The organism is Erwinia sp. E602 (assembly GCF_018141005.1).
GTDB lineage: Bacteria > Pseudomonadota > Gammaproteobacteria > Enterobacterales > Enterobacteriaceae > Erwinia.
Genome location: NZ_CP046582.1, coordinates 4003930 through 4028873 on the forward strand (window position 1 = coordinate 4003930; position 24944 = coordinate 4028873).

At 60.5% G+C, this 24944-nt stretch carries 21 protein-coding genes; 6 read left to right on the plus strand and 15 right to left on the minus strand.

Going from position 1 to position 24944, the window contains the following annotated elements; translation table 11 throughout:
- Position 1: 1 nt before the first annotated feature.
- The 15 genes from GKQ23_RS20040 to ilvI all read right to left on the minus strand — a co-directional run bounded on the left by GKQ23_RS20040 (position 2) and on the right by ilvI (position 17446).
- On the minus strand, positions 2-922 hold the full coding sequence (locus GKQ23_RS20040) for a D-alanine--D-alanine ligase (RefSeq protein WP_212409263.1): 921 nt from the start codon (positions 920-922) through the stop codon (positions 2-4).
- The gene (gene murC / locus GKQ23_RS20045; protein WP_056236015.1) at positions 912-2375 is read right to left on the minus strand and encodes a UDP-N-acetylmuramate--L-alanine ligase; all 1464 of its coding nucleotides are present in this window, start codon (positions 2373-2375) and stop codon (positions 912-914) included. Before murC ends, GKQ23_RS20040 begins: the two co-directional genes overlap by 11 nt.
- A 70-nt stretch (positions 2376-2445) precedes the next feature.
- A complete protein-coding gene (murG, locus tag GKQ23_RS20050) occupies positions 2446-3504 on the minus strand; it encodes an undecaprenyldiphospho-muramoylpentapeptide beta-N-acetylglucosaminyltransferase (RefSeq protein ID WP_101505411.1) in 1059 nt (352 codons plus the stop codon).
- 3 nt (positions 3505-3507) lie between these two features.
- On the minus strand, positions 3508-4728 hold the full coding sequence (gene ftsW / locus GKQ23_RS20055; RefSeq protein WP_056236010.1) for a cell division protein FtsW: 1221 nt from the start codon (positions 4726-4728) through the stop codon (positions 3508-3510).
- On the minus strand, positions 4728-6044 hold the full coding sequence (murD, locus tag GKQ23_RS20060) for a UDP-N-acetylmuramoyl-L-alanine--D-glutamate ligase (protein ID WP_212409264.1): 1317 nt from the start codon (positions 6042-6044) through the stop codon (positions 4728-4730). The genes ftsW and murD overlap by 1 nt, the downstream gene beginning before the upstream one ends.
- Positions 6045-6046: 2 nt before the next feature.
- Positions 6047-7129, minus strand: a complete 1083-nt coding sequence (gene mraY, locus GKQ23_RS20065; protein WP_056236003.1) for a phospho-N-acetylmuramoyl-pentapeptide-transferase — start codon at positions 7127-7129, stop codon at positions 6047-6049.
- The gene (gene murF / locus GKQ23_RS20070) at positions 7123-8484 is read right to left on the minus strand and encodes a UDP-N-acetylmuramoyl-tripeptide--D-alanyl-D-alanine ligase (RefSeq protein ID WP_212409265.1); all 1362 of its coding nucleotides are present in this window, start codon (positions 8482-8484) and stop codon (positions 7123-7125) included. Before murF ends, mraY begins: the two co-directional genes overlap by 7 nt.
- Positions 8481-9968, minus strand: a complete 1488-nt coding sequence (gene murE, locus GKQ23_RS20075; protein WP_212409266.1) for a UDP-N-acetylmuramoyl-L-alanyl-D-glutamate--2,6-diaminopimelate ligase — start codon at positions 9966-9968, stop codon at positions 8481-8483. The genes murF and murE overlap by 4 nt, the downstream gene beginning before the upstream one ends.
- Positions 9955-11721: a peptidoglycan glycosyltransferase FtsI gene (locus GKQ23_RS20080; RefSeq protein WP_056235992.1), complete on the minus strand. Its 1767-nt coding sequence runs from the start codon at positions 11719-11721 to the stop codon at positions 9955-9957. Before GKQ23_RS20080 ends, murE begins: the two co-directional genes overlap by 14 nt.
- Before the next feature lie 15 nt (positions 11722-11736).
- Positions 11737-12057 carry a cell division protein FtsL gene (ftsL, locus tag GKQ23_RS20085; RefSeq protein ID WP_056235989.1) on the minus strand — a complete coding sequence of 107 codons (321 nt, stop codon included), beginning with the start codon at positions 12055-12057 and terminating at the stop codon, positions 11737-11739.
- Positions 12054-12995, minus strand: a complete 942-nt coding sequence (rsmH, locus tag GKQ23_RS20090; protein ID WP_056235985.1) for a 16S rRNA (cytosine(1402)-N(4))-methyltransferase RsmH — start codon at positions 12993-12995, stop codon at positions 12054-12056. The genes ftsL and rsmH overlap by 4 nt, the downstream gene beginning before the upstream one ends.
- A gap of 2 nt (positions 12996-12997) precedes the next feature.
- Positions 12998-13456 (minus strand): division/cell wall cluster transcriptional repressor MraZ, encoded by a 459-nt coding sequence (mraZ, locus tag GKQ23_RS20095; RefSeq protein ID WP_056235982.1) that lies wholly within the window; start codon positions 13454-13456, stop codon positions 12998-13000.
- A gap of 554 nt (positions 13457-14010) precedes the next feature.
- A complete protein-coding gene (gene cra, locus GKQ23_RS20100) occupies positions 14011-15030 on the minus strand; it encodes a catabolite repressor/activator (RefSeq protein ID WP_056235979.1) in 1020 nt (339 codons plus the stop codon).
- A 197-nt stretch (positions 15031-15227) separates the two neighbouring features.
- Positions 15228-15719 carry an acetolactate synthase small subunit gene (ilvN, locus tag GKQ23_RS20105; RefSeq protein ID WP_056235976.1) on the minus strand — a complete coding sequence of 164 codons (492 nt, stop codon included), beginning with the start codon at positions 15717-15719 and terminating at the stop codon, positions 15228-15230.
- 2 nt (positions 15720-15721) lie between these two features.
- A complete protein-coding gene (gene ilvI, locus GKQ23_RS20110) occupies positions 15722-17446 on the minus strand; it encodes an acetolactate synthase 3 large subunit (RefSeq protein ID WP_056235973.1) in 1725 nt (574 codons plus the stop codon).
- A 722-nt stretch (positions 17447-18168) separates the two neighbouring features.
- On the opposite strand from ilvI, the gene leuL reads away from it, so the two are divergent.
- The 6 genes from leuL to sgrR all read left to right on the plus strand — a co-directional run bounded on the left by leuL (position 18169) and on the right by sgrR (position 24943).
- On the plus strand, positions 18169-18252 hold the full coding sequence (leuL, locus tag GKQ23_RS24225; RefSeq protein ID WP_099753877.1) for a leu operon leader peptide: 84 nt from the start codon (positions 18169-18171) through the stop codon (positions 18250-18252).
- Between the two features lie 94 nt (positions 18253-18346).
- A complete protein-coding gene (gene leuA / locus GKQ23_RS20120; protein ID WP_056235966.1) occupies positions 18347-19918 on the plus strand; it encodes a 2-isopropylmalate synthase in 1572 nt (523 codons plus the stop codon).
- A complete protein-coding gene (gene leuB / locus GKQ23_RS20125; protein WP_212409267.1) occupies positions 19918-21006 on the plus strand; it encodes a 3-isopropylmalate dehydrogenase in 1089 nt (362 codons plus the stop codon). The genes leuA and leuB overlap by 1 nt, the downstream gene beginning before the upstream one ends.
- Positions 21006-22406, plus strand: a complete 1401-nt coding sequence (gene leuC, locus GKQ23_RS20130; protein ID WP_212411904.1) for a 3-isopropylmalate dehydratase large subunit — start codon at positions 21006-21008, stop codon at positions 22404-22406. Before leuB ends, leuC begins: the two co-directional genes overlap by 1 nt.
- Before the next feature lie 9 nt (positions 22407-22415).
- On the plus strand, positions 22416-23021 hold the full coding sequence (leuD, locus tag GKQ23_RS20135; RefSeq protein ID WP_212409268.1) for a 3-isopropylmalate dehydratase small subunit: 606 nt from the start codon (positions 22416-22418) through the stop codon (positions 23019-23021).
- A 257-nt stretch (positions 23022-23278) separates the two neighbouring features.
- Positions 23279-24943, plus strand: coding sequence for an HTH-type transcriptional regulator SgrR (gene sgrR / locus GKQ23_RS20140; RefSeq protein WP_212409269.1), 1665 nt, complete (start codon positions 23279-23281; stop codon positions 24941-24943).
- Position 24944 lies beyond the last annotated feature (1 nt).

The window sequence follows — 24944 nt, forward strand, 5'->3', positions numbered from 1 at the left end:
ATCAGTCGGCCAGCTCCAGAATGCGCGCTACCAGCTGCGAGAAGCTCAGCCCGGCCTGTTTCGCCGCCATCGGCACCAGGCTGTGGCTGGTCATGCCCGGAGAGGTGTTGACCTCCAGCAGGTAGAAGCGTCCGTCGCCGCCCATCATCACATCTACGCGGCCCCAGCCGCTGCAGCCCAGCGCACGCCAGGCGGCCAGCACCAGGCTGTTCAGCTCCGCTTCCTGCTCCGCATTCAACCCTGACGGGCAGAAGTACTGGGTTTCGTCAGAGATATATTTCGCCTGATAGTCGTAAAACTCGCTGGCGGCCTGGATGCGGATCGACGGCAGAATTTCGTCGCCGATCACGCCTACGGTGTACTCCGGGCCGCTGAGGAAGGCTTCGACCAGCACTTCGTCATCGTGGCGGAAGGCTTCCGACAGCGCCGCCGGCAGCTCCGTGGCCTGATTGACCCGTGAGATGCCGACGCTGGAGCCTTCACGGCTCGGCTTAACAAACAGCGGCAGGCCCAGCGCGGCGATGCGCGTTTCCAGCTCGCCGCTGATGCCCGCGTCCATCTGCTGACGGGTCAGCGCCACGTAGGGGGCGATCGGCAGGCCACAGCCGCCCCACAGATATTTGGTGCGCAGCTTGTCCATGGTGATCGCCGAAGCCATCACGCCGCTGCCGGTATAGGGGATCGCCAGGTACTCCAGCAGCCCCTGCAGGGTGCCATCTTCTCCGCCGCGACCGTGCAGCGCGATAAAGGCTCTGGTAAAGCCCTCTTCCTTCAGACGCGTCACCGGGAAATCACGGATGTCCACCGGATGGGCGTTAACGCCCGCCTCCTGCAGACCGGCGGTTACCGCCGCACCGGATAACAGTGACACATCACGCTCGGCCGAGGTGCCGCCCAGCAATACCGCTATTTTATCCGCCATGATGTTCCTCACCGTTGTTCTGCAACGTTAATTTTAGTTCAGACAGCGTGCGGGCGATGCGGCCAACGTTGCCCGCCCCCTGCACCAGAATCAAATCGTTGCCGGTCAGCTTCGGCAACAGCATCTCCAGCACCGCATCGTGGTCAGAGACCAGAATCGGGTCAACTTTGCCGCGGCCGCGAATGGTGCGGCACAGCGAGCGGCTGTCGGCGCCCGGGATCGGCGCTTCGCCGGCGGCATAGACGTCCAGCATCAGCAGAACGTCGACCTGCGACAGCACGTTAGCGAAGTCGTCATACAGGTCGCGGGTACGCGTGTAGCGGTGCGGCTGGAAAATCATCACCAGATTTTTATCCGGCCAGCCGGCGCGTGCCGCTTTGATCGTCACGTCCACTTCGGTCGGGTGATGACCGTAGTCATCAACCAGCATCGCCTTACCGTTCTCAACCGGATACTCGCCGAGGAAGTCAAAGCGACGTCCGGTGCCCTGGAAGCTCAGCAGCGCGCTGAGGATATCTTCGTCCTCAATGCCCTCTTCGGTGGCCACCGCCACCGCCGCCGCCGCGTTCAGCGCGTTATGGCGGCCCGGCGCGTTCAGCGTCACGTGCATCAGCGGCTTGTCATGACGTACCAGGGTAAAGTGGCCCTGTGCCCCACGCTGCTCGTAATTCTCGACCCGCACGTCGGCGTCATCGCTGAAGCCGTAGGTGGTGATCTGCCGGCCAACGCGCGGGATCAGTTCACGGATCACCTCGTCATCAACGCAGAGCACCGCACGGCCATAAAACGGCAGGTTGTGCAGGAAGTTGATAAACGTCGTTTTTAACACCTCGAAGTCGCCCTGGTAGGTATCCATATGGTCGGCTTCGATATTGGTGACGATCGCCACCATCGGCTGCAGATGGAGGAACGATGCGTCGCTCTCATCGGCTTCCGCAATCAGGTAGCGGCTGCTGCCCAGACGCGCGTGGGTGCCGGCCGCCTTCACCAGCCCGCCGTTGACAAAGGTCGGGTCCAGGCCGCCCTCGGCATAAATGCCGGAGACCAGTGCGGTGGTGGTGGTTTTGCCATGGGTGCCGGCAATGGCAATACCGTGACGAAAGCGCATCAGTTCGGCCAGCATCTCGGCGCGGCGGATTACCGGGATACGCGCTTCACGCGCCGCCACCACTTCCGGGTTGTCCTGAGACACCGCGGTCGAAACCACCACCACGCTGGCGTCGCTGACGTTCTCCGGGCGATGGTTAAAATAGATGGTCGCCCCAAGGCCGGCCAGATGCTGGGTTACCGCGTTCGGCGCCAGGTCGGAACCGCTGATTTCATAGCCTTCGTTGGCCAACACTTCGGCAATACCGCCCATGCCGGCACCACCGATGCCAACAAAGTGGATGTGCCGGACGCGACGCATCTCGGGCACGATAGAACGCAGTTTTGCCAGTTGTTGTGTATTCATCTCTTCGCCTGCTGGTGCGTCACCGCACCTGTATTACGGGCCAGGCCTGCCTGACCCCTGCATAATCTGTTTAGCGCGCGGCCTTACTGACTTCAGCCGCCACGCGCTCTGTTGCGTCGGGGATCGCCACCGCGCGGGCTTTTTCAGCCATCTGCAGCAGCGTGACCCGATCCCAGCCCGCCAGCGTATCCGCCACGGTTGCCGCGGTGAACTGCGGCTGTTCATAAATTCTGGCGGCGCCGGCCTGCTCCAGCGGCAGCGCGTTCCAGTACTGCTGACGGTCTTTGTGCTGGAACGGCACGAAGATCGCCGGCAGGCCGGCGGCGGCCACCTCACTGACGGTCAGCGCGCCGGAGCGGCAGACGATCACGTCAGCCCAGGCATAGGCGCTGGCCATATCGTCAATAAACTCGGCCACCCGATGGCCGTTCTGGCCCAGCCGCTGGTACTCGGCGTTGACGCTGTCCAGCGATCCTTTGCCGACCTGGTGCCACAGGGTAATCTGCTCACCCAGCAGCGCGGCGACCTGCGGCAGCGTCTGGTTGAGCACCCGTGCCCCCTGGCTGCCGCCGATCACCAGCACACGGGTCGGGCCGCTGCGCCCGGCCAGCCGTTCGGCCGGCAGCGGCAGCGCCAGCACGTCGGTACGCACCGGGTTGCCAACCACGTCGGCATGCGGGAAGGCTCCGGGAAACGCCTGCATCACTTTGGTAGCAATCTTTGCCAGCCACTTGTTAGTCAGCCCGGCGATGCCGTTCTGCTCATGCAGCACCACCGGCACACCGCAGCTCCACGCCGCCAGCCCGCCGGGGCCGGAAACGTAGCCACCCATGCCCAGCACCACGTCCGGCTGCCAGGCCTTAATGATCGCCCGCGCCTGCCGCCACGCGTTGAAGATGCGCAGCGGCGCCATCAGCTGGGCCTTCAGCCCTTTGCCGCGCAGGCCGCTGATGCGAATAAAATCAATGTCGATTCCGTGTTTTGGCACTAAATCCGCTTCCATCCGGTCAGCGGTTCCAAGCCAGCGTACCTGCCAGCCCTGCGCCATCAGATGGTGTGCTACCGCCAGCCCGGGGAACACGTGCCCGCCGGTTCCGCCAGCCATCACCATCAGTCGCTTTGCACTCATCGACTACCCTCGCGTAAACGCCTGGGCCTTGGCCAGACGCGTCTCATAATCAATACGTAACAAAAACACGATGGCGGTCGACATAATAATCAGACTCGAACCACCGTAACTGATCAGCGGCAACGTCAGGCCTTTGGTCGGCAACATCCCGGCCGCGGCACCGACGTTAACCAGCGCCTGGAAGCTGAACCACACGCCAATTGAGCAGGCGAGAAAGCCGGCAAAACGCTGATCGATCTCTAAAGCGCGGCGTCCGATGGACATCGCGCGAAAAGCGACGAAGAATACCATTAACAACGCCAAAACCACACCGATATAACCCAGTTCCTCACCGAGAATGGAGAAGATAAAATCGGTGTGCGCTTCCGGTAAATATTCCAGTTTTTGCACCGAATTTCCCAGCCCCTGCCCCCAGAATTCGCCGCGGCCAAAGGCCATCAGCGACTGGGTTAACTGGTAGCCGCTGCCGAACGGATCTTCCCAGGGATCGAGGAATGAGGTGACGCGGCGCATACGGTAAGGTTCGGCCACGATCAGCAGGCAAACCGCAAAAATTCCCGAGCCGATAATCGCCAGGAACTGCCACAGTTTCGCTCCGGCCAGGAACAGCATCGCCAGCGTGGTGACGAACAGCACCACCACCGTACCCAGATCGGGCTGCGCCAGCAGCAGTACCGCCAGCACCACCATCACGCCCATCGGTTTACAGAAGCCCCAAAAGTTCTGACGCACCTCTTCCACCTTGCGCACCAGATAGCTGGCGAGGTAACAGAACAGCGACAGTTTCGACAGCTCGGCGGGCTGAATACGCAGCGGGCCAAGTGCGATCCAGCGCGATGCGCCGTTAACCGAGCTACCGACCAGCAGCACCACCAGCAGCATCGCCACCGTCACCAGCAGCATCACGTTGCTGTAGCGTTGCCAGAAATCCATCGGGATGCGCAGGGTGACCAGCGCCATGCCGAATGCCAGCAGGATGTAGAACGCATCGCGCTTGGCAAAGTAGAACGGGTCGTCGTTCAGGCGCTGCCCGACCGGCATCGACGCCGACGTCACCATTACAAAGCCGACGATCGCCAGGCCAAAGGTCAGCCACAGCAGCGTCCGGTCGTACAACACCATCGAGTTGGTGTCGCTCTCCCGCGTGCCCATCACCCAGCCTTTTATGCGGCTGGTAAGGCCACCGGCCAGGTATCCTGCGAAGCTCAGACCCGGTACGCGCATCAGCCTGCCTCCCGCGCCAGCTGAGCGAACAGGTCGCCACGCTGTTCAAAGTTCTTAAACTGATCGAGGCTGGCACAGGCCGGCGACAGCAGTACCATATCGCCAGGCTGAACCTGAGAGGCAATCTGCTGCACCGCTTCAGCCAGCGTGTCGGTCCGGGTGGCAATCTCCGGGCGCAGCGCGGCCAGTTCAGCACCGTCGCGGCCAAAGCAGAAGGTGCGCACGCGATCCCCCTGCAGATAGCGGGTCAGCGCGCTGAAGTCGGCAGCTTTGCCGTCCCCGCCCAGCAGTAGCCACAGGGTGCCCTTAATCTGTAAACCATTCAGCGCGGCTTCGGTGCTGCCGACGTTGGTGGCTTTCGAGTCGTTAATCCAGCGCACGCCGTTGTGTTCATGCACCAGCTGGAAGCGGTGCGGCAGCCCGCCAAAGGTGGTCAGCGCCTTCAGGCTGCTGGCGCGCGGCAGGCCGACGGCGTCGGCCAGCGCCAGCGCGGCCAGCGCGTTGGTGTAGTTGTGCTGGCCGACCAGGTGCATCTCGGCGGTATCCAGCACTTTCTCCCCGCGCGCGCGCAGCCAGACGCTGCCCTGCTGGCGGTTGAGGTGGTAGTCACCGACGTCGACGCCGAAACTGACGCAGCGCGGATCGGCACCGCGTACCGGCATGCTCATCGCGTCGTCCGCGTTGACCACGCAGACCGCGGCACCGTCATAAATACGTAACTTGGCGGCGCGATACTGCTGCATCCCCAGCGGGTAGCGATCCATATGATCCTCGGTGACGTTGAGGATGGTCGCCGCGGCCGCCTGCAGGCTGGAGGTGGTCTCCAGCTGGAAGCTGGAGAGTTCCAGCACGTAGAGTTGTGCCGGCTGGGTCAGCAGGGTCAGCGCCGGCAGGCCGATATTGCCGCCCACGCCGACCTGCCAGCCCGCCGCCTTCGCCATCTCGCCCACCAGGGTAGTAACGGTGCTTTTGCCGTTAGAGCCGGTGATCGCCACGATCGGCGCCTGCGCTTCGCGGCAGAACAGCTCGATATCACCGACGATCTCCACGCCGGCATCCTGTGCCGCCGCCAGCGACGGGTGCGCCAGCGCCATGCCAGGGCTGGCGACGATCAGGTCAGCGTTCTGCAGCCAGCCGTCATTTAACGATCCGAGCCAGCGCTCCACTCCTTTCGGCAGCTTCTCCAGCCCCGGCGGCACGACACGGGTATCCATCACGCGGGGAGTGACTCCCCGCGCTAAAAAGAAATCAACGCAGGAGAGGCCGGTCAGCCCCAGCCCGATGATGACCACTTTTTTACCCTGATAGTCAGCCATGATTAGCGCACCTTCAGCGTTGCCAGGCCAATCAGCACCAGCATCAGTGAAATAATCCAGAAGCGCACGATGACTCGTGGTTCCGGCCAGCCTTTCAGCTCATAGTGGTGATGGATCGGCGCCATGCGGAAAATACGCTGGCCGCGCAGTTTGAACGAGCCGACCTGCAGGATCACCGACAGCGTTTCCACCACAAACACCCCGCCCATGATCACCAGCAGGAACTCCTGGCGCAGCAGCACGGCGATGGTGCCCAGCGCGCCGCCCAGCGCCAGTGAACCGACGTCACCCATAAACACCTGCGCCGGATAAGTGTTAAACCACAGGAAGCCCAGCCCGGCCCCGACGATGGCGGTACAGACGATCACCAGCTCGCCGGCATGGCGCAGGTAAGGGATGTGCAGGTATTCGGCGAACTTCACGTTACCGGTCGCCCAGGCCACCAGCGCAAAGCCGGCGGCAACGAACACCGTCGGCATAATCGCCAGACCGTCCAGCCCGTCGGTCAGGTTGACCGCGTTACTGGTGCCGACGATCACAAAGTAGGTCAGCAGCAGGTAGAGCAGGCCAAGCTGCGGCATCACGTCCTTAAAGAACGGCACCACCAGCTGGGTAGCCGGGGTATCTTTGCCGATGGCATACATGGCGAACGCCACCGCCAGCGCGATCACCGACTGCCAGAAGTATTTCCAGCGGGCAATCAGCCCCTTGGTATCCTTGCGCACCACCTTGCGGTAGTCGTCGACGAAGCCGACGATGCCGTAGCCAACCAGCACAAACAGCACGCACCAGACGTACGGATTAGAGGGATAGGCCCACAGCAGCACCGAGACGGTAATCGAGAAGAGGATCATAATGCCGCCCATGGTCGGCGTGCCGCGCTTGCTGAAATGCGACTCCGGGCCATCGTTGCGCACCACCTGGCCAAAGGACATCTGCTGCAGGCGGGCAATCATCCGCGGCCCCATCCACAGTGAGATAAACAGCGCGGTCAGCAGGCTGACAATGGCGCGAAACGTCAGATAGGAAAAGACGTTAAAGCCGGAATATAAAGAGACCAGATGCTCGGCCAGCCAGACTAACATGTGCCTTTCTCCTGTAAGCTGTGTACTACCTGTTCCATCGCGGCACTGCGGGAACCTTTCACTAATACGGTCATCGTTTTATGTTGTGCCAGCAGCTCGCTGACGCGGGCTGAGAGCGCGGCTTTGTCACTGAAATGTTCACCCACGCCGCTGGCATCGCTGATGCCACGGCTGAGCGTGCCCACGCTCAATACTTTGTCGATCCCGGCCAGACGCGCCGCTTCCCCCACCTGACGGTGGCACTCGGCGGCCTCATCCCCCAGCTCGCCCATATCGCCCACCACCAGCACGCGGTAGCCCGGCATCTCACCGAGCACCTGTGCAGCGGCGGTCATGGAGCCGACGTTGGCGTTGTAGCTGTCATCCAGCAGCAGCTGCTGTTCATTGAGAACAATCGGGAACAGCCGCCCCGGCACCGCCTGCAGCTGGCTCAGCCCGCTTTGCACCGCGCTGAGCGGAGCACCGACAGAGAGCGACAGTGCGGTAGCGGCCAGCGCGTTGGCAATGTTATGGCGGCCCGGCAGCGGCAGCGTAATCGCCACCTCGCCCTGCGGGCTGTGCAGCGTAAAGTGGGTGCCGCGCGGCGAAAAACGCACCTCGCTGGCGTAGAAATCGCTGTCGGCCTGCGCGTCCGGCGAGAAGCGCCATACCGTTTTACCCTGCAGGCCGGCCTGCCAGTGTGGCCAGTCGTTACTGTCGGCGTTGAGAATGGCGGTGCCGTGCAGCGGCAGGCCGTTAAAGATTTCGCCCTTCGCTTTCGCCACGCCGGCCAGCGAGCCAAACCCTTCCAGATGCGCGGCGGCGAGGTTGTTGACCAGCGCCGTTTCCGGGCGGGTCAGTTCGGTGGTGTACGCGATTTCACCCTGGTGGTTGGCACCCAGTTCGATCACCGCGTACTGGTGTTCGGCGGTCAGGCGCAGCAGGGTCAGCGGCACGCCGATGTCGTTATTCAGGTTGCCGGCGGTGTAGAGGGTTTCACCACACTGGCGCAGGATCGCGGCGGTCATCTCTTTTACCGAGGTTTTGCCGGAAGAGCCGGTCAGCGCCACCACGCGGGCAGCGGACTGCTGGCGAACCCAGCCCGCCAGTTGCCCGAGGGCAATGCGGGTGTCGGCCACCACCACCTGTGAGGCGGAAACGGGTAAGCGCTTACTCACCAGCAGCGCCGCCGAACCGGCGTTCACCGCATCAGCGGCGAAGTCATGGGCGTCGAAGCGTTCGCCCTTCAGGGCGATAAACAGGCAGCCGGCGGTCACTTTACGCGTGTCGGTGGTCACCGCGTTGACGCTCAGGTCGCCGCCGTGCAGCGTGCCACCGGCGATCTCTGCCAGCTGTTGCAGGGTAATGGCGATCATGCCAGCACCCCCAGCAGCCGCGCTACGGTAGCGCGGTCGGAGTAGTCAAAGCGCTGGCTGCCGACGATCTGATAATCCTCATGGCCTTTACCGGCCACCAGCACGATATCGCCCTCCTGCGCCTGCATCACCGCGTGGGTGACCGCCTGCGCGCGCCCCGGCATCGCCAGCGCGCGGCCGGGGTCGAGCAGGCCGCTCAGCACGTCGGCGATGATCGCCGCCGGATCTTCGCTCCTCGGGTTGTCGTCGGTGACCACCACCACGTCAGCAAACTGTTCGGCAATCGCCCCCATCAGTGGACGTTTGCCTTTATCACGGTCGCCGCCGCAGCCAAACAGGCACCAGAGTTTACCGGTGCAGTGCAGGCGTGCCGCCGCCAGCGCTTTTTCCAGCGCGTCCGGCGTATGGGCGTAATCAACCACCACCGTCGGTTTGCCGGGGGCGCTGAAGACTTCCATCCGCCCGGTAACCGGCTGCAGCTGGCCGGCGGTCGCCACCAGCGCTGCCAGCGGGTAATCCAGCGCCAGCAGGGTGCCCAGCGCCACCAGCAGGTTGCTGACGTTGAAGGCGCCCATCAGGCGGCTCTCAATGGTGGCGTCGCCCCAGTTTGAGCTGAAGGCGACGGTCGCGCCGCCGTCGTGATAGTCCACGGCGGTGGCCTTCAGCCAGCGGCCATGACAGCCCGGCTGCAGGTTATCTTCCATAGTGACGGCTACCGCATCCGGCAGCTTGCTCAGCCAGCGGCGCCCCACTTCATCGTCGGCGTTGATAATCGCCTGGCCGACCTGGTGTTCGGCAAACAGCAGCCATTTGGCGGCTTCATAACCGGCCATATCGCCGTGATAGTCGAGGTGATCGCGGCTGAGGTTGGTAAAGGCAGCGGCGGCAAACGGCAGCGCCGCCACGCGGTGCTGCACCAGGCCGTGAGAGGAGACCTCCATCGCGGCCAGAGTCGCCCCCTGTTCTGCCAGCGACGCCAGCAGATGCTGCACGTCGACCGCAGAGCCGGTGGTGTTCTCCGCCGGCGTCAGCTGGCCGTACAGGCCGTTGCCGACGGTGCCCATCACCGCGCCGGTTTCTCCCAGCAGCTGCGCCCACTGTGCCAGCAGCTGGGTGGTGGTGGTTTTCCCGTTGGTCCCGGTAACGCCCACCAGCTTCAGTTTATCGCCCGGCTGGTCATAAAAGCGCCCGGCCAGGGCAGACAGGCGCTGGGAGAGCTGGGCCAGATAAATCACCGGCACGCCGTGCATCTCAACCACATCGCCATCGCTGGCCGCGCCTTCCGCTTCGGCCAGCACCGCCGCCACGCCCTGGGCAATGGCCTGCGGGATAAAACGGCGGCCGTCTGCCGCGTGCCCTTTAATCGCCACAAACAGATCGCCGGCAGCCGCCGCGCGGCTGTCCAGAATCATGTCACGCAGCGGGTGCGCTGGCAGACCAGGCACCCATGGAGCCAGTAAGTCGCGCAGGTTACGATCGGTCACTCGATCCCTCTTTCTTGTTAGTTACAATCTCGTTCTTTTCCGGGGTGGTGAGAGCATCCGGCTCGACGTTCATGGTGCGCAGCACGCCGCCCATAATCGCGCCAAATACCGGTGCAGAAACCGCACCACCGTAATATTTACCCGCCTGGGGATCGTTAATCACCACCACCAGCGCAAAACGAGGATTGCTGGCCGGCGCTACGCCGGCGGTGTAAGCAATGTATTTGTTCACGTACTTGCCGTCCGGCCCGACCTTCTTCGCGGTACCGGTTTTAATCGCGATGCGATAGCCCTTAATCGCCGCTTTTACGCCGCCGCCGCCCGGCAGCGCCACGCTCTCCATCATGTGCATGACGGTGCGCACCGTGGCTTCCGGGAAGGCGCGTTGACCCGCCACCGGCGGGTCAACTTTGGTAATCGACAGCGGGCGATAGATGCCATAGCTGCCAATGGTTGCATAGACTCGCGCTAGCTGTAACGGCGTTACCATTAGCCCGTAGCCGAAAGAGAAGGTGGCCCTCTCTATGTCAGACCACCGTTGTTTTTGAGGATATAAGCCACTGCTTTCTCCGACCAACCCCAAATTGGTCGCTTTGCCCAGGCCAAAGTGAGAGTAAGTTTCTACTAACGCACTGGAGGGCATCGCTAACGCCAGCCGAGAAACCCCGACGTTAGACGACTTCTGTAGCACCCCGGTCAGGGTGAGTTCACTGTAACGCGCCACGTCTTTGATCTCGTGGCCATTAATTCGGTAAGGTACGGTGTTCAGTACGCTGTTTTCACGCACCACGCCGCGCTCCAGCGCGGTCATCACCACCATCGGCTTAACCGTCGAACCCGGTTCGAAGATGTCGGTGATCGCGCGGTTACGCATCACGTCTTTGGTGGTGCCGGTGAGATTATTCGGGTTGTAGGCCGGGCTGTTGGCCATCGCCAGCACTTCGCCGGTATTGACATCAACCAGCACCGCGGTACCCGATTCAGCCTTGTTAAAGGCCACCGCGTTGTTCAGTTCACGGTACACCTGCGCCTGCAGGCGTTCGTCAATGCTCAGCGCCAGGTTGTGTGCCGCCTGGCTGTCAACGGAGGAGATATCCTCGATTACGCGGCCGTAGCGGTCTTTACGCACGGTACGTTCACCAGGCTGGCCGGTCAGCCACTTATCGAAGCTCTTCTCAACGCCTTCAATGCCCTGGCCATCAATATTGGTAAAGCCGATCAGGTGAGAGGTCACCTGACCGGCCGGGTAGTAGCGACGGGACTCTTCACGCAGATAAATGCCCGGCAGCTTGAGCTTCTTGATGTAGTCGCCAATCGCCGGGTTGACCTGACGGGCCAGATAGACAAAGCGCCCGTCAGGGTTGGCATTGACGCGGGCGGCCAGCTGGTCGAGAGGAATGGAGAGCGCGTCCGACAGCGCTTTCCAGCGGCTGTCGAGCGTCACGCCGCCCTTCTGGTGCAGCTCCTTCGGATCGGCCCAGATGGCGTTAACCGGCACGCTGACCGCCAGCGGGCGGCCGGCACGATCGCTGATCATGCCGCGTGAGGTCGGTACGGCCTGCACGCGCAGCGAACGCATGTCACCTTCACGCACCAGCCGTTCAGGATTAATCACCTGCAGATACGCCGCGCGGGCCAACAGCCCGACCAGCGCCAGTAAAATACAGCCACACAGCAACGCAAAACGCCAGCTAACAAAGCTGGCCTGATCTTCCGTGCGTTTCGACTTCTGCGTCTTGGTTGCGGCTCTCATTGAGTCCGGATTTCCTTATTGTTCAACCACAATGTGTTCCTGCGAAGGATCAACATGCTGCATTTGAAGTTTCTCCGTTGACGTGCGTTCCACCCGGCTGTGATCGCCCAGGGCGTTCTCTTCCAGGATCAGGTTGCGCCATTCGATATCCAGCGCATCCCGTTCCAGCACCAGCTGTTCGCGCTGCGCGGTCAGCAGGCGCGTTTTATGAGCGGTGGTCACCACCAGCACTGAGGAAACCAGCACCGCGATCAGCAGGATCAGCGGGATCTTAGCGTGGCGAAGGATATCGCCGCCGATCACGCCGGGCAGGCTGTGCCGCTCATTACCGATCATGCTGAGGTCCTCTCCGCAATGCGCAGCACGGAACTGCGCGCGCGTGGGTTCTCAGCGACTTCCGCTTCACCCGGCATCATTTTGCCCAGCGCCTTAAGGTAACGCCCGCCCAGCTTGCTAAGCTGCTCTTCGGTCATCGGCAGGCCATGTGGCACCTGCGGCCCGCGGCTCTGTTCACGCATAAAGCGCTTCACAATGCGGTCTTCCAGCGAGTGGAAGCTGATCACCGACAGGCGTCCCTCGGGTGCCAGCGCGGTTAATGCGCCCTTCAGCGCCCGCTCGATCTCTTCCAGCTCGCTGTTGACCCAGATTCGAATGGCCTGGAAGCTGCGGGTGGCAGGATGCTTAAATTTGTCTTTCACCGGCGTGGCAACGTAAATCACATCGGCCAGCTCTTTGGTGCGCGTCATCGGCTGCTCGCGGTTGCGTTCAACAATGGCGCGGGCAATACGTTTGGCAAAGCGCTCCTCGCCGAAGGTTTTCAGCACAAATGCGATATCGCTTTCGTCAGCCTGCAGCAGCCATTCGGCGGCAGACTGGCCGCGGGTCGGGTCCATACGCATATCCAGCGGGCCGTCGCGCATAAACGAGAAGCCGCGCTCGGCGTCATCCAGCTGCGGCGAAGAGACGCCTAAATCCAGCAGGATACCGTCGATCTTGCCGGACAAACCGCGCTCTTCCATGTACTCCGCCAGCGCAGAAAACGGGCCGTGGATAATGCTGAAGCGCGGATCGGTAATCTCAGCCGCGGCGGCAATCGCCTGCGGATCGCGGTCGATTGCGAACAGTTTGCCCTGCTCGCCCAGCTGGGAGAGGATCAGGCGTGAGTGACCGCCACGCCCGAAGGTGCCGTCAATGTAGATCCCGTCAGACTTCAGGTTGAGGCCGTTTACCGCCTCGTCTAACAGCACGGTGGTGTGTTTAAAATTATCCTGCATGACTATAGTGACAAATCCTGTAACCGCTCAGACAGCGCCTGCTGAGAGGTGTGCTCTGCGTCAATATCTTCCCTGACTTGTTGATACCAGGTCTGTTCATCCCACAGTTCAAATTTGTTGAACTGTCCAACCAGCATCACTTCTTTGGTCAGGTTCGCGTGCTGACGAAGGGTGTTCGCCAGCAGTAAGCGACCTGCATTATCCATCTGGCATTCGCTTGCATGCCCGAGTAACAGACGCTGAACGCGCCGTTCGGCCGGGATCATGCTGGATAAGCGAGAGAGCTTTTGTTCAATAATTTCCCATTCGGGCAGGGTGTAAAGCAGCAGACATGGCTGATGGAGGTCAATGGTACAGACCATTTGCCCTTCAGATTCCCCGATCAGCGTTTCGCGATAGCGCGTTGGCACGGCAAGCCGCCCTTTACTGTCGAGATTGACTAGCGTTGCCCCACGGAACATGCCCGTTTTAGTCCCCCATCGCCCCGGAACTCCACTTTACACCACAAATTCCCACCAAAAGAGTTTACGAAGGGGAGGAAAACATTGTCAAGCCGCAGGCCTGGCTCATTTTCATTATTTCTGCAAAACAGAAAATGCCGAATTAGTTAAAAAAAGCCTTAACCGGCTCAACACATAAAAATAAACTAATGAATAGTGGCAGGAAATTCGTCTGCAGCGGACGATTGCTCAAATTTATGCCAGTTTAATCGGATAAAAATGAGATCTCCGGCTTTGCGACCCAGGCGGCATTTTAGGTGTTTTCTTAAAATTTGCCCAGCCTTATGGCAGCAGGCCTCAGCGGCAAGGGCAGAGGCGGGCAGCGGATATATTTTGTGTCCATCCACCCGCGCCGGAAATGACTTTCTTTTACCTGTTTATACCTATATTTACTAAAAATGCACGTAACCGGTTGCAGCAGAGTTAATAGGAACGGGTTGCCGATAAAATAGGTAACAAAAAGTAATAGTGAGCGAAAACAAAGGCAGCCGCAGCTGCCCTGAGAGGAGGGGGAACTATTGCCCGGACGGGGACTTGCGGTTTAAACGGCCGCGGCGATAAAGATTACGGCGAATTCGCGTCAGGCCGGGTTTCGGCTTGCGCGGCTCATCCAGACTGGCCAGCACCAGTTCCAGTACCCGTTCAGCCACGTCGCGGTGGCGCTGGCCTACCGCCAGCACCGGGCACTCAAGGAAGTCGAGCAGCTCATGGTCGCCAAAGGTAGCGATCGCCAGATCCTGCGGCAGCCGCCCTTCCCGCTTCAGCGTCACGTCCATCACGCCCTGCAGCAGGCCAAACGAGGTGGTGAACAGCGCCTCCGGCATCGGGTGATCCTGCAGGTAGTTCTCAAACAGCGCCGCCGCCGCGTGGCGTTCGAAGCTGTTGGCGTAGATAAAATCGATCGGGCGTTCATCGCCCTGCCACGCGTCGCGGAAGCCCATTTCGCGTAAGAAACTGACCGACAGCTCCGGTAGCGCGCCCACGAACAGCACCGACTTCACCGGCTGGTTACGTAACTCGGCGGCCAGCGCCTGCGCATCATCCTGATCGGCACCGACCACGCTGGTAAAATGCTCACGATCCAGCGCACGATCCAGCGCAATAATCGGCAGCGGATCGTTGATCCAGCGCTGATAAAACGGATGCTCCGGCGGCAGCGACGTGGAGACAATAATCGCATCCACCTGGCGCTGTAACAGATGCTCCACGCAGCGCATTTCGTTGTCGGGCTGGTCTTCTGAGCAGGCGATCAGCAGCTGATAGCCGCGCTGGCGCGCCTGGCGCTCAAGATAGTTGGCGATGCGGGTATAGCTGGTATTTTCCAGATCGGGGATCACCAGACCGATCGAGCGGGTACGCCCGGCACGCAGGCCTGCAGCCACCGCGTTGGGGTGGTAATTGTGCTCCCGCACCACCGCCATCACTTTTTCAACGGTTTTATCGCTGACACGATACTGCTTCGCCTTGCCATTTATGACGTAGCTGGCCGTCGTGCGCGAAACACCCGCGAGGCGCGCAATTTCATCCAGTTTCACTCTAACCCCACACTTCAGACGCGGTAACGGCGGCAAATAGCCACATTACGGCTATGGATAACACATTAATACATCTAACCGCAGAAAAGTTTGGCGGGCAACCGCTTTTCACCAGCGACGAGTGCTTTAAGTAAAAAAATAAAAAAAACCCGGCATTTCGCCGGGTTAGTTCGCTTTAACGCAGAGGAAACCGCGCTTCAGCGCATAATGCGCTCGCCGCGTGAAACGCCAACGATACCGGAGCGGGCCACCTCAACGATTTCGGCCACTTCACGCACGGTGCTGAGGAAGGCGTCCAGCTTGTCGCTGGTGCCGGCCAGCTGAACCGTATAAAGCGACGGCGTGACGTCAACGATCTGACCGCGGAAGATCTCGGCGCTGCGCTTGACCTCTTCCCGGCCGTAGCCGCTGGCCTGGATTTTCACCAGCATGATTTCACGTTCCACGAACGCGCCCTGGCCCAGCTCGCTGACGCGCAGCACGTCCACCAGCTTGTGCAGCTGCTTTTCGATCTGCTCGATCACCTTCTCATCGCCGACGGTCTGAATGGTCATGCGTGACAGGGTTGGATCGTCGGTCGGGGCGACGGTCAGGCTTTCAATGTTGTAGCCGCGCTGGGAGAACAGACCCACCACGCGGGACAATGCGCCGGATTCGTTTTCCAGCAGAACCGATAATACACGACGCATACTTATGTCCTCTCCGTTTTACTCAGCCACATTTCGTCCATACCGCCACCGCGAATATGCATCGGGTAGACGTGTTCCGTCCCGTCGACGTTGACATCAACAAATACCAGCCGCTCGCGGCCCAGCTGCTCCAGCGCCTCGGTCAGCTTCGCTTCCAGCTCGTCCGGGCGGGTGATCGAGATGCCGACGTGACCATAGGCTTCTGCCAGCCGCACGAAGTCAGGCAGCGACTCCATGTAGGACTGCGAATGGCGGCCGGAGTAGATCATGTCCTGCCACTGTTTCACCATGCCGAGGAAACGGTTGTTGAGGTTCAGCACCAGCACCGGAATGCCGTACTGCAGCGCGGTGGAGAGCTCCTGGATATTCATCTGGATACTGCCGTCACCGGTCACGCAGACCACGGTTTCCTGCGGCAGCGCCAGCTTCACACCCAGCGCAGCTGGCAGGCCAAAGCCCATGGTGCCGAGGCCACCGGAGTTGATCCAGCGACGCGGTTTATCAAACTGATAGTAGAGCGCGGCAAACATCTGGTGCTGGCCAACGTCAGAGGTGACGTAAGCCTCGCCGTTGGTCAGGCGACAGATCGTTTCAATCACCGCCTGCGGCTTGATTTTATCGCTGGTACGATCGAATTCCAGGCACTGACGGGCGCGCCACTGCTCAATGCTCTGCCACCAGTCGCGCAGGCTGTCGTAGTTCTGCTTAACATCGCTCTGCGCCAGCAGCTCCAGCATCTGCTGCAGCACCTGTTTCGCATCGCCGACGATCGGCACGTCCGCGGCCACGGTTTTCGAGATCGACGTCGGGTCGATGTCGATATGCAGTACCGTGGCATTCGGGCAGTATTTCGCCAGATTGTTGGTGGTACGGTCATCAAAGCGCACGCCGACGGCGAAGATCACGTCGGAGTTGTGCATGGTCATATTGGCCTCATAGGTGCCGTGCATACCGAGCATGCCCACGCACTGACGGTGGGTGCCAGGGAACGCGCCCAGCCCCATCAGTGAGGTGGTCACCGGCACGTTAAGCTTCTCGGCCAGCTCGCGCAGCTCATCATGGCAGGCCGCGTTGATCACGCCGCCGCCGGCGTAAATCACCGGATGCTTCGCGTTCAGCAGCGTTTGCAGGGCGCGTTTGATTTGCCCTTTATGGCCCTGAGTGGTCGGGTTGTAAGAGCGCATGCTCACCGCATCCGGCCAGACGTAAGGCAGCTTGTTGGCCGGGTTCATCATATCTTTTGGCAGATCCACCACCACCGGGCCAGGACGGCCGCTGGCCGCCAGCCAGAAGGCCTTCTTCATGATGGTCGGGATCTCTTCGACGCTTTTCACCATAAAGCTGTGCTTAACCACCGGACGGGAAATGCCGACCATGTCGCACTCCTGGAAGGCGTCGTAGCCAATCAGGCTGGACATCACCTGGCCAGACAGCACCACCATCGGAATGGAGTCCATATAGGCGGTGGCAATGCCGGTAATCGCATTGGTCGCACCCGGGCCAGAGGTGACCAGCACCACGCCGACATCGCCGGTGGCGCGGGCATAGCCGTCCGCCATATGTACGGCACCCTGTTCATGGCGAACCAGGATGTGATCCACGCCGCCAACGGTTTGCAGAGCGTCATAAATATCAAGGACCGCTCCGCCGGGATAGCCGAATACATGTTTTACGCCCTGATCGATCAACGATCGGACCACCATCTCGGCTCCTGACAACATCTCCATTTTTGCCTCCAGGCTTTCAAGGTACTGATTTATCTGGGTTCGGCACTGTCTGGCCTGCAGATAAGGTCAAAACCTGTTTTTTTATCTGCTTGAAAAAATGGAACTCATTTCCATAATCCAGGTACAGGGTGACGCCTCAGATTTGAGGTTATGGCAAATACCATAACCGTAGAAAAGTTGGCAGGCAAACGGCAAACCCTGCCCACCGTGCGGAATAGTGTGAGTAAGGCTCTGCCGCGTTACCCCTGTCATCGACAATAACACTGAGATTGCGGCGTAATAAAAGCGAAAAGTACTGTAAGGCGGTTATTTTTCAGCGCGATCGTTTTGTTATTAAATCCGTGCACTGGTAAAACCACGGTGGGCCATTCTGACTGACGGTTTTTTTTAGTTTAATCTGCTGGCATTCAACCAGACAGTAAGATAAATCTCCAAATGAGAGTAAACTATCAGGCTCTCAACCCTCAGGCTGAAAATAAACAATAACATTAAAAATCATAAACATAAATCAACAAAAAAACCGCCATCACGCCAGGAAACCGCCGCTGATTTTTCCCCAACCGCTGGCGACTTTCGCTATTCTTCTGATGCCTGCGCTATCTCCAGAATAATTTTCTTTACCCGCCCGGCACCACGCACTCATTGTAGGGTGATGAAAGTTGACAGCCCCCGCCCTTATCAGGTATCAATAAAGCCACTGTGAATTTACGAGGTCTGAGCCAATGATTCGTTCCACCCGCCTACTCGGTCTACTACTAAACGCATCCTCTTTGCGCGGTAGACTTGTGGGCGGAATCAATCACTGATTCAGACTTGCAAAACCTAAGAAACCCGCGCCAATGCGCGGGTTTTTTTATGCTCGCGGCAACTGGCGAAGCAGACAAGACAAGGAACTATCCAATGAGCCAACAAGTCATTATTTTCGATACCACTCTGCGCGACGGCGAGCAGGCGTTACAGGCCAGCCTGAGTGTGAAAGAAAAGCTGCAGATTGCCCTGGCACTGGAACGCATGGGTGTGGACGTGATGGAAGTCGGCTTCCCGGTCTCTTCGCCGGGCGACTTCGAATCGGTGCAGACCATCGCCCGCCAGATTAAAAACAGCCGGGTGTGTGGCCTGGCACGCTGTGTGGAAAAAGATATCGACGCCGCCTATGAAGCGCTGCGCGTGGCGGAGGCTTACCGCATCCACACCTTCCTGGCGACCTCGCCGATGCATATCGCCACCAAACTGCGCAGCACCCTGCCCGAGGTAATCGAGCGTGCCGTGAAGATGGTAAAACGCGCGCGCAACTACACTGACGATGTGGAGTTCTCCTGCGAAGACGGCGGCCGTACCCCGATTGACGATCTGTGCCGCGTCGTGGAAGCGGCGATCAACGCCGGTGCCACCACCATCAATATCCCTGATACCGTCGGTTATACCCTGCCTTACGAGTACGCCAACATTTTCAGCGCCCTGCGCGACCGCGTGCCGAACATCGATAAAGCAATTCTGTCCGTGCATACCCATGATGACTTAGGGATGGCGGTTGGTAACGCGCTGGCCGCGGTCAACGCCGGTGCCCGCCAGATTGAAGGGGCAATGAACGGTCTGGGCGAGCGCGCCGGTAACTGTGCGCTGGAAGAGACCATAATGGCGATTAAAACCCGTGGTCAGCTGATGAACGTGCACACCCGCATTAACCATCAGGAGATCTACCGCACCTGCCAGACCGTCAGCCAGATCTGCAATATGCCTATCCCGGCGCACAAGGCGATTATCGGCTCCAACGCTTTCGCACACTCTTCCGGTATCCACCAGGACGGCGTGCTGAAGAACCGTGAAAACTACGAAATCCTGACCCCGGAATCGATCGGCCTGAAGCAGGTGCAGCTGAACCTGACCTCCCGCTCCGGCCGTGCGGCGGTAAAACACCGTATGGAAGAGATGGGCTACGACGAGTCTGAATACAATATGGACGCGCTGTATGAGGCGTTCAAAGCGCTGGCCGACAAGAAAGGCCAGGTGTTTGATTACGACCTGGAAGCGCTGGCCTTTATCAACAAACAGTCGGAAGAGCCGGAATACTTCAAGCTGGACACCTTTAACGTGCAGTCCGGCTCCAGCGTGATCGCCACCGCCACCGTTCAGCTGGGCTGCGGCGATGAGCAGAAAACCGAAGCCGCCACCGGTAACGGCCCGGTCGACGCCGTCTACCAGGCGATCAACCGCATCACCGACTTTGACGCCGAGCTGGTCAGCTATCAGCTGACGGCCAAAGGCCACGGTAAAGACGCGCTGGGCCAGGTCGATATCGTGGTGCAGTACAACGACCGTAAGTTCCACGGCGTAGGTCTGGCGACCGATATCGTCGAATCCTCGGCTAAAGCCATGGTTCACGCACTGAACAATATCTGGCGCGCACGTCAGGTCGAGCAGGAACTGCAGCGTAAATCGACTCAACAGGATCAGAAGGAAGCGGTGGAATAATGTCCAGGACTTATCATCTCGCAGTATTACCCGGTGACGGCATCGGCCCGGAAGTGATGGCGCAGGCCAGTAAAGTACTGGACGCGGTTCGCCAGCGCTTCGGTATGCGCATCTCCACCAGCGAATATGACGTTGGCGGCATCGCCATCGACCGTCACGGCGAGCCGCTGCCGGCAGCCTCCGTTAAGGGCTGTGAGCAGGCAGATGCAATTCTGTTTGGTTCCGTCGGTGGCCCGAAGTGGGAACACCTGCCGCCGGCAGAGCAGCCGGAGCGCGGCGCGCTGCTGCCGCTGCGTAAGCACTTCCAGCTGTTCAGCAACCTGCGCCCGGCCAGCCTGTATAAAGGGCTGGAAGATTTCTGCCCGCTGCGCCGCGATATCGCCGATAAGGGCTTCGATATCCTGGTGGTGCGTGAACTGACCGGCGGCATCTACTTCGGCCAGCCGAAGGGCCGTGAAGGCAGCGGCATGCACGAGCGCGCCTTCGACACCGAGGTCTATCACCGTTTTGAGATCGAGCGGATTGCGCGTATCGCCTTTGAGTCGGCACGCAAGCGCCACAATAAAGTGACCTCGATCGATAAAGCCAACGTGCTGCAATCCTCGATCCTCTGGCGTCAGATCGTCACCGAAATCGCGAAGGATTACCCGGACGTGGCGCTGGAGCATATGTATATCGACAACGCCACCATGCAGATGATCAAGGCACCGTCGCAGTTTGACGTGGTGCTGTGCTCGAACCTGTTTGGTGACATTCTGTCTGATGAGTGTGCGATGATCACCGGCTCGATGGGCATGCTGCCGTCTGCAAGCCTGAACGAGCAGGGCTTTGGCCTGTTTGAACCGGCCGGTGGCTCCGCGCCAGATATCGCCGGTAAAAATATCGCCAACCCGATCGCCCAGATCCTGTCGCTGGCACTGCTGCTGCGTTACAGCCTGAATGCCGCCGACGCCGCAGACGCCATTGAGCAGGCGATTAACCGCGCGCTGGCAGAGGGCTACCGTACCGGCGATCTGGCCGGCGGTGGCACGGCGATCGGCACCGATGAAATGGGCGATGTGATTGCCCGGTTTATTCGCGAAGCATAATTATGAAAACACTGTACGAGAAGCTGTTTGACGCGCATGTCGTGCATGAAGCACCCAGTGAAACGCCGCTGATTTATATCGATCGTCACCTCGTTCATGAGGTGACTTCAGCACAGGCGTTTGACGGCCTGCGCGCGCACGGACGCCCGGTGCGTCAGCCGTCTAAAACCTTTGCCACCATGGATCACAACGTCTCCACCCAGTCGCGGGATATTAACGCCAGCGGCGAGATGGCGCGGATCCAGATGTCGATGCTGATCAAAAACTGCGAGGCCTTTGGCGTACAGCTGTTTGACCTCAGCCATCAGTTTCAGGGCATCGTCCACGTGATGGGCCCCGAACAGGGGCTGTCACTGCCCGGCATGACCATCGTCTGCGGCGATTCCCACACCTCGACCCACGGCGCGCTGGGCGCGCTGGCGTTCGGCATCGGCACCTCGGAAGTGGAGCACGTGCTGGCCACCCAGACGCTGAAGCAGGCGCGGGCGAAAACCATGAAGGTGGAAGTGCGCGGACAAACGGCGCCCGGCATCACCGCGAAAGATATCGCGCTGGCGATTATCGGCAAAACCGGCAGCGGCGGCGGCAACGGCCACGTGGTCGAATTCTGCGGTGAGGCGGTGGCCGCCCTGAGCATGGAAGGCCGCATGACGCTGTGCAATATGGCGATTGAGCTGGGCGCGAAGGCGGGCCTGGTGGCGCCGGATGACACAACCTTTAACTATGTTAAAGGACGTCGTTTTGCGCCGAAAGAGGCGGAGTGGGAGCAGGCGGTGGCGTACTGGCGTACGCTCAGGACCGACGAGGGTGCAACGTTTGATAAGGTGGTCACGCTGGATGCCGCCGGCATCGCGCCGCAGGTTACCTGGGGCACTAATCCAGGCCAGGTGATCGCCGTCAGCGATCCGATCCCCGATCCGGCCTCGTTCAGCGATCCGGTGGAACGCGCTTCCGCTGAGAAGGCGCTGGCCTATATGGATCTGCAGCCCGGCGTGCGCCTGACCGAGGTGAAGATCGATAAGGTCTTTATCGGATCCTGCACTAACTCACGCATTGAAGATCTGCGCGCCGCGGCGGCGGTGGTCAAAGGACATAAGATCGCCGGCGGCGTTCAGGGTTACGTGGTGCCGGGTTCCGGCCCGGTAAAAGCGCAGGCGGAAGCCGAAGGGCTGGATAAGATCTTTATCGACGCCGGCTTTGAGTGGCGTCTGCCGGGCTGCTCAATGTGCCTGGCGATGAACAACGATCGCCTCAATCCGGGCGAGCGCTGCGCCTCCACCAGCAACCGCAACTTTGAAGGACGCCAGGGGCGCGGCGGCCGTACTCATCTGGTCAGCCCGGCGATGGCCGCGGCAGCAGCGGTGGCCGGCCACTTTGCTGATATTCGCGAACTGGCGTAAGGACAAAACATGGCGAAAAAATTTACTCAGCACACCGGCGTGGTGCTGCCGATGGACCTGGCCAACGTTGATACCGACGCGATTATCCCCAAGCAGTTTCTGCAGATGGTGACCCGCACCGGCTTTGGCCGCAACCTGTTCTTTGACTGGCGCTACAGCGATGCCGAAGGCCAGGTGCCCAACCCGGACTTTATTCTCAACCAGCCGGCGTTCAGCGGTGCCAGCATCATGCTGACCCGCGAAAACTTTGGCTGCGGATCGTCACGCGAACACGCGCCCTGGGCGCTGACCGACTACGGCATTCAGGCGATCGTCGGTTCTGGCTTTGCCGATATCTTTGCCAACAACTCGTTCAATAACCAGCTGCTGCTGGTGACGCTGAGCGAAGCCGAGGTCGACGAACTGTTTCAGATGGTTGACGCGCAGCCGGGCGTACAGTTTACCGTCGACCTGGAAAACCAGCAGGTGCTGGCCGGTGACAGGGCTTATCGCTTTGAGATCGACAGCTTCCGCCGTCACTGCCTGCTGCACGGGCTGGATGCAATTGGCCTGACGCTGCAGCACGATGATGCCATCGCCCGCTACGAGCAAAACCAGCCGGCGTTTCTGCGTTAAGCCCGCCCGTTGCTCTGCCGCCCGCCCCGGGCAGCAGATTGCGCCATAAAAAAGCCAGCGGGCCGTCAGGCCCGCTGGCTGGTGAAAAGCACCATACTCAGAAAAAACCCGGTTCCTGCTGCAGGCCGGTACCGGGCGATCTAGCGGATGTCAGAGCGCCATTCATCAGAATGCCTCCCGCTCTTCCATCTGTCGCCATTATCGCCATAATACAGGGAACAAAAAACAGACGGCTTTCAACCCGGAGTTCCCCTTTTATGTCCTCACCGCGTTTGCAGCAGCAGTTTATTCGCCTGTGGCAGAGCTGCGACGGCCAGTCGCAGGAGACCACCCTCAGCGATCTGGCCGTGCAGCTCAGCTGTTCCCGCCGCCATATGCGTAACCTGCTCAACGCCATGCAGGCGGCCGGCTGGCTGGAGTGGCAGGCGGAGGCCGGGCGCGGCAAGCGCTCCAGGCTGAACTTCCTCTATACCGGGCTGGCGCTGCAGCAGCAGCGGGCGGAAGATCTGCTGGAACAGGATCGCATCGACCAGCTGGTGCAGCTGGTGGGGGATAAAAACCGCGTGCGCCAGATGCTGCTCTCGCATCTTGGCCGCAGCTTCCGCCAGGGGAAACATATCCTGCGCGTCCTTTACTATCGCCCGCTGCTCAATCTGCTGCCCGGCACGCCGCTCAGGCGCTCGGAAACCCACCTCGCCCGGCAGATCTTCAGCGGGCTGACCAAAATAAACGAGGAAAACGGGGAAATCGAGCCGGACGTGGCGCACCACTGGCAGCAGCTGGCACCGCTGCACTGGCGTTTCTACCTGCGCCCGGCGATCCACTTCCACCACGGCCGCGAACTGCAGATGGAGGACGTCACCAGCACGCTGGAACGGCTGCTGAACCAGCCGCTCTTCAGCCATCTGGCACGCATTGAGTCCGGCACGCCATGGACGCTGGATATCCATCTGCATCAGCCGGACCGCTGGCTGCCCTGGCTGCTGGGCAGCGTCAGCGCGATGATCCTGCCGAAAGAGTGGCCGTTTATGCGCAACTTCGCCCGCCAGCCGGTGGGTACCGGTGCCTACGCGGTGGAACGCAACCAGCACAGCCAGCTGCGCATTGCCGCCTTTGACGACTACTTTGGCTACCGGGCGCTGATTGACGAGGTCAACATCTGGGTGCTGCCGGAGATCAGCGACGAGCTGGTCTACTCCGGCGTCAAGCTGCAGAGCGACGGCGAGGATCAGAAATCGGCGGAAGAGAGCCGGCTGGAAGAGGGCTGCTATTTTCTGCTGTTTGACCAGCGTTCAGCGTGGGGGCAGAACGAACAGCTGCGCCGCTGGATCGGCACCATCTTCAACCCGATCGCGCTGCTCAGTCAGAACAGCATCGGTTATCAGCGCTACTGGTTCCCGGCCTATGGCCTGCTGCCGCGCTGGCACCACCGCCTTGACATGGCCACGGCGGAAAAACCCGAAGGGCTGACCTCGCTGACTATCACCTGGTACAGCGATCATATCGAACATCTGGGGATCGCCAGCGCGCTGCGACCGATCCTGGCATCCCACGGCGTGGATCTGATCACGCAGGAGATCGGTTACGAGGCGTGGCATAACGGCGAGGCGGAGAGCGATCTGTGGCTGGGCAGCGCCAACTTCACCCTGCCGCTGGAATTTTCGGTCTTCTCCCTGCTGTATGAGATCCCGCTGCTGCAGCACTGCGTGCCCCGCGACTGGCAGCAGGACGCACGGCAGTGGCGCGATAAGCAACTCGATCTGGCCGACTGGAGCCGACAGCTGGTCGCCGATAACTATATTCATCCGCTGTTCCACCACTGGCTGCTGCTGCACGGTCAGCGCAGCATGCGCGGGGTGCGGATGAACACCCTCGGCTGGTTTGACTTTAAGTCCGCCTGGTTTGCGCCACCTGACGCATAAT

Excerpts from the sequence above, each read along its gene's own strand:
- GKQ23_RS20040 (WP_212409263.1), bottom strand. The coding sequence starts at position 922 with ATGGCGGATAAAATAGCGGTATTGCTGGGCGGCACCTCGGCCGAGCGT.
- murC (WP_056236015.1), bottom strand. The coding sequence starts at position 2,375 with ATGAATACACAACAACTGGCAAAACTGCGTTCTATCGTGCCCGAGATG.
- murG (WP_101505411.1), bottom strand. The coding sequence starts at position 3,504 with ATGAGTGCAAAGCGACTGATGGTGATGGCTGGCGGAACCGGCGGGCAC.
- ftsW (WP_056236010.1), bottom strand. The coding sequence starts at position 4,728 with ATGCGCGTACCGGGTCTGAGCTTCGCAGGATACCTGGCCGGTGGCCTT.
- murD (WP_212409264.1), bottom strand. The coding sequence starts at position 6,044 with ATGGCTGACTATCAGGGTAAAAAAGTGGTCATCATCGGGCTGGGGCTG.
- mraY (WP_056236003.1), bottom strand. The coding sequence starts at position 7,129 with ATGTTAGTCTGGCTGGCCGAGCATCTGGTCTCTTTATATTCCGGCTTT.
- murF (WP_212409265.1), bottom strand. The coding sequence starts at position 8,484 with ATGATCGCCATTACCCTGCAACAGCTGGCAGAGATCGCCGGTGGCACG.
- GKQ23_RS20080 (WP_056235992.1), bottom strand. The coding sequence starts at position 11,721 with ATGAGAGCCGCAACCAAGACGCAGAAGTCGAAACGCACGGAAGATCAG.
- ftsL (WP_056235989.1), bottom strand. The coding sequence starts at position 12,057 with ATGATCGGTAATGAGCGGCACAGCCTGCCCGGCGTGATCGGCGGCGAT.
- rsmH (WP_056235985.1), bottom strand. The coding sequence starts at position 12,995 with ATGCAGGATAATTTTAAACACACCACCGTGCTGTTAGACGAGGCGGTA.
- mraZ (WP_056235982.1), bottom strand. The coding sequence starts at position 13,456 with ATGTTCCGTGGGGCAACGCTAGTCAATCTCGACAGTAAAGGGCGGCTT.
- ilvN (WP_056235976.1), bottom strand. The coding sequence starts at position 15,719 with ATGCGTCGTGTATTATCGGTTCTGCTGGAAAACGAATCCGGCGCATTG.
- ilvI (WP_056235973.1), bottom strand. The coding sequence starts at position 17,446 with ATGGAGATGTTGTCAGGAGCCGAGATGGTGGTCCGATCGTTGATCGAT.
- leuL (WP_099753877.1), top strand. The coding sequence starts at position 18,169 with ATGATTCGTTCCACCCGCCTACTCGGTCTACTACTAAACGCATCCTCT.
- leuA (WP_056235966.1), top strand. The coding sequence starts at position 18,347 with ATGAGCCAACAAGTCATTATTTTCGATACCACTCTGCGCGACGGCGAG.
- leuB (WP_212409267.1), top strand. The coding sequence starts at position 19,918 with ATGTCCAGGACTTATCATCTCGCAGTATTACCCGGTGACGGCATCGGC.
- leuD (WP_212409268.1), top strand. The coding sequence starts at position 22,416 with ATGGCGAAAAAATTTACTCAGCACACCGGCGTGGTGCTGCCGATGGAC.
- sgrR (WP_212409269.1), top strand. The coding sequence starts at position 23,279 with ATGTCCTCACCGCGTTTGCAGCAGCAGTTTATTCGCCTGTGGCAGAGC.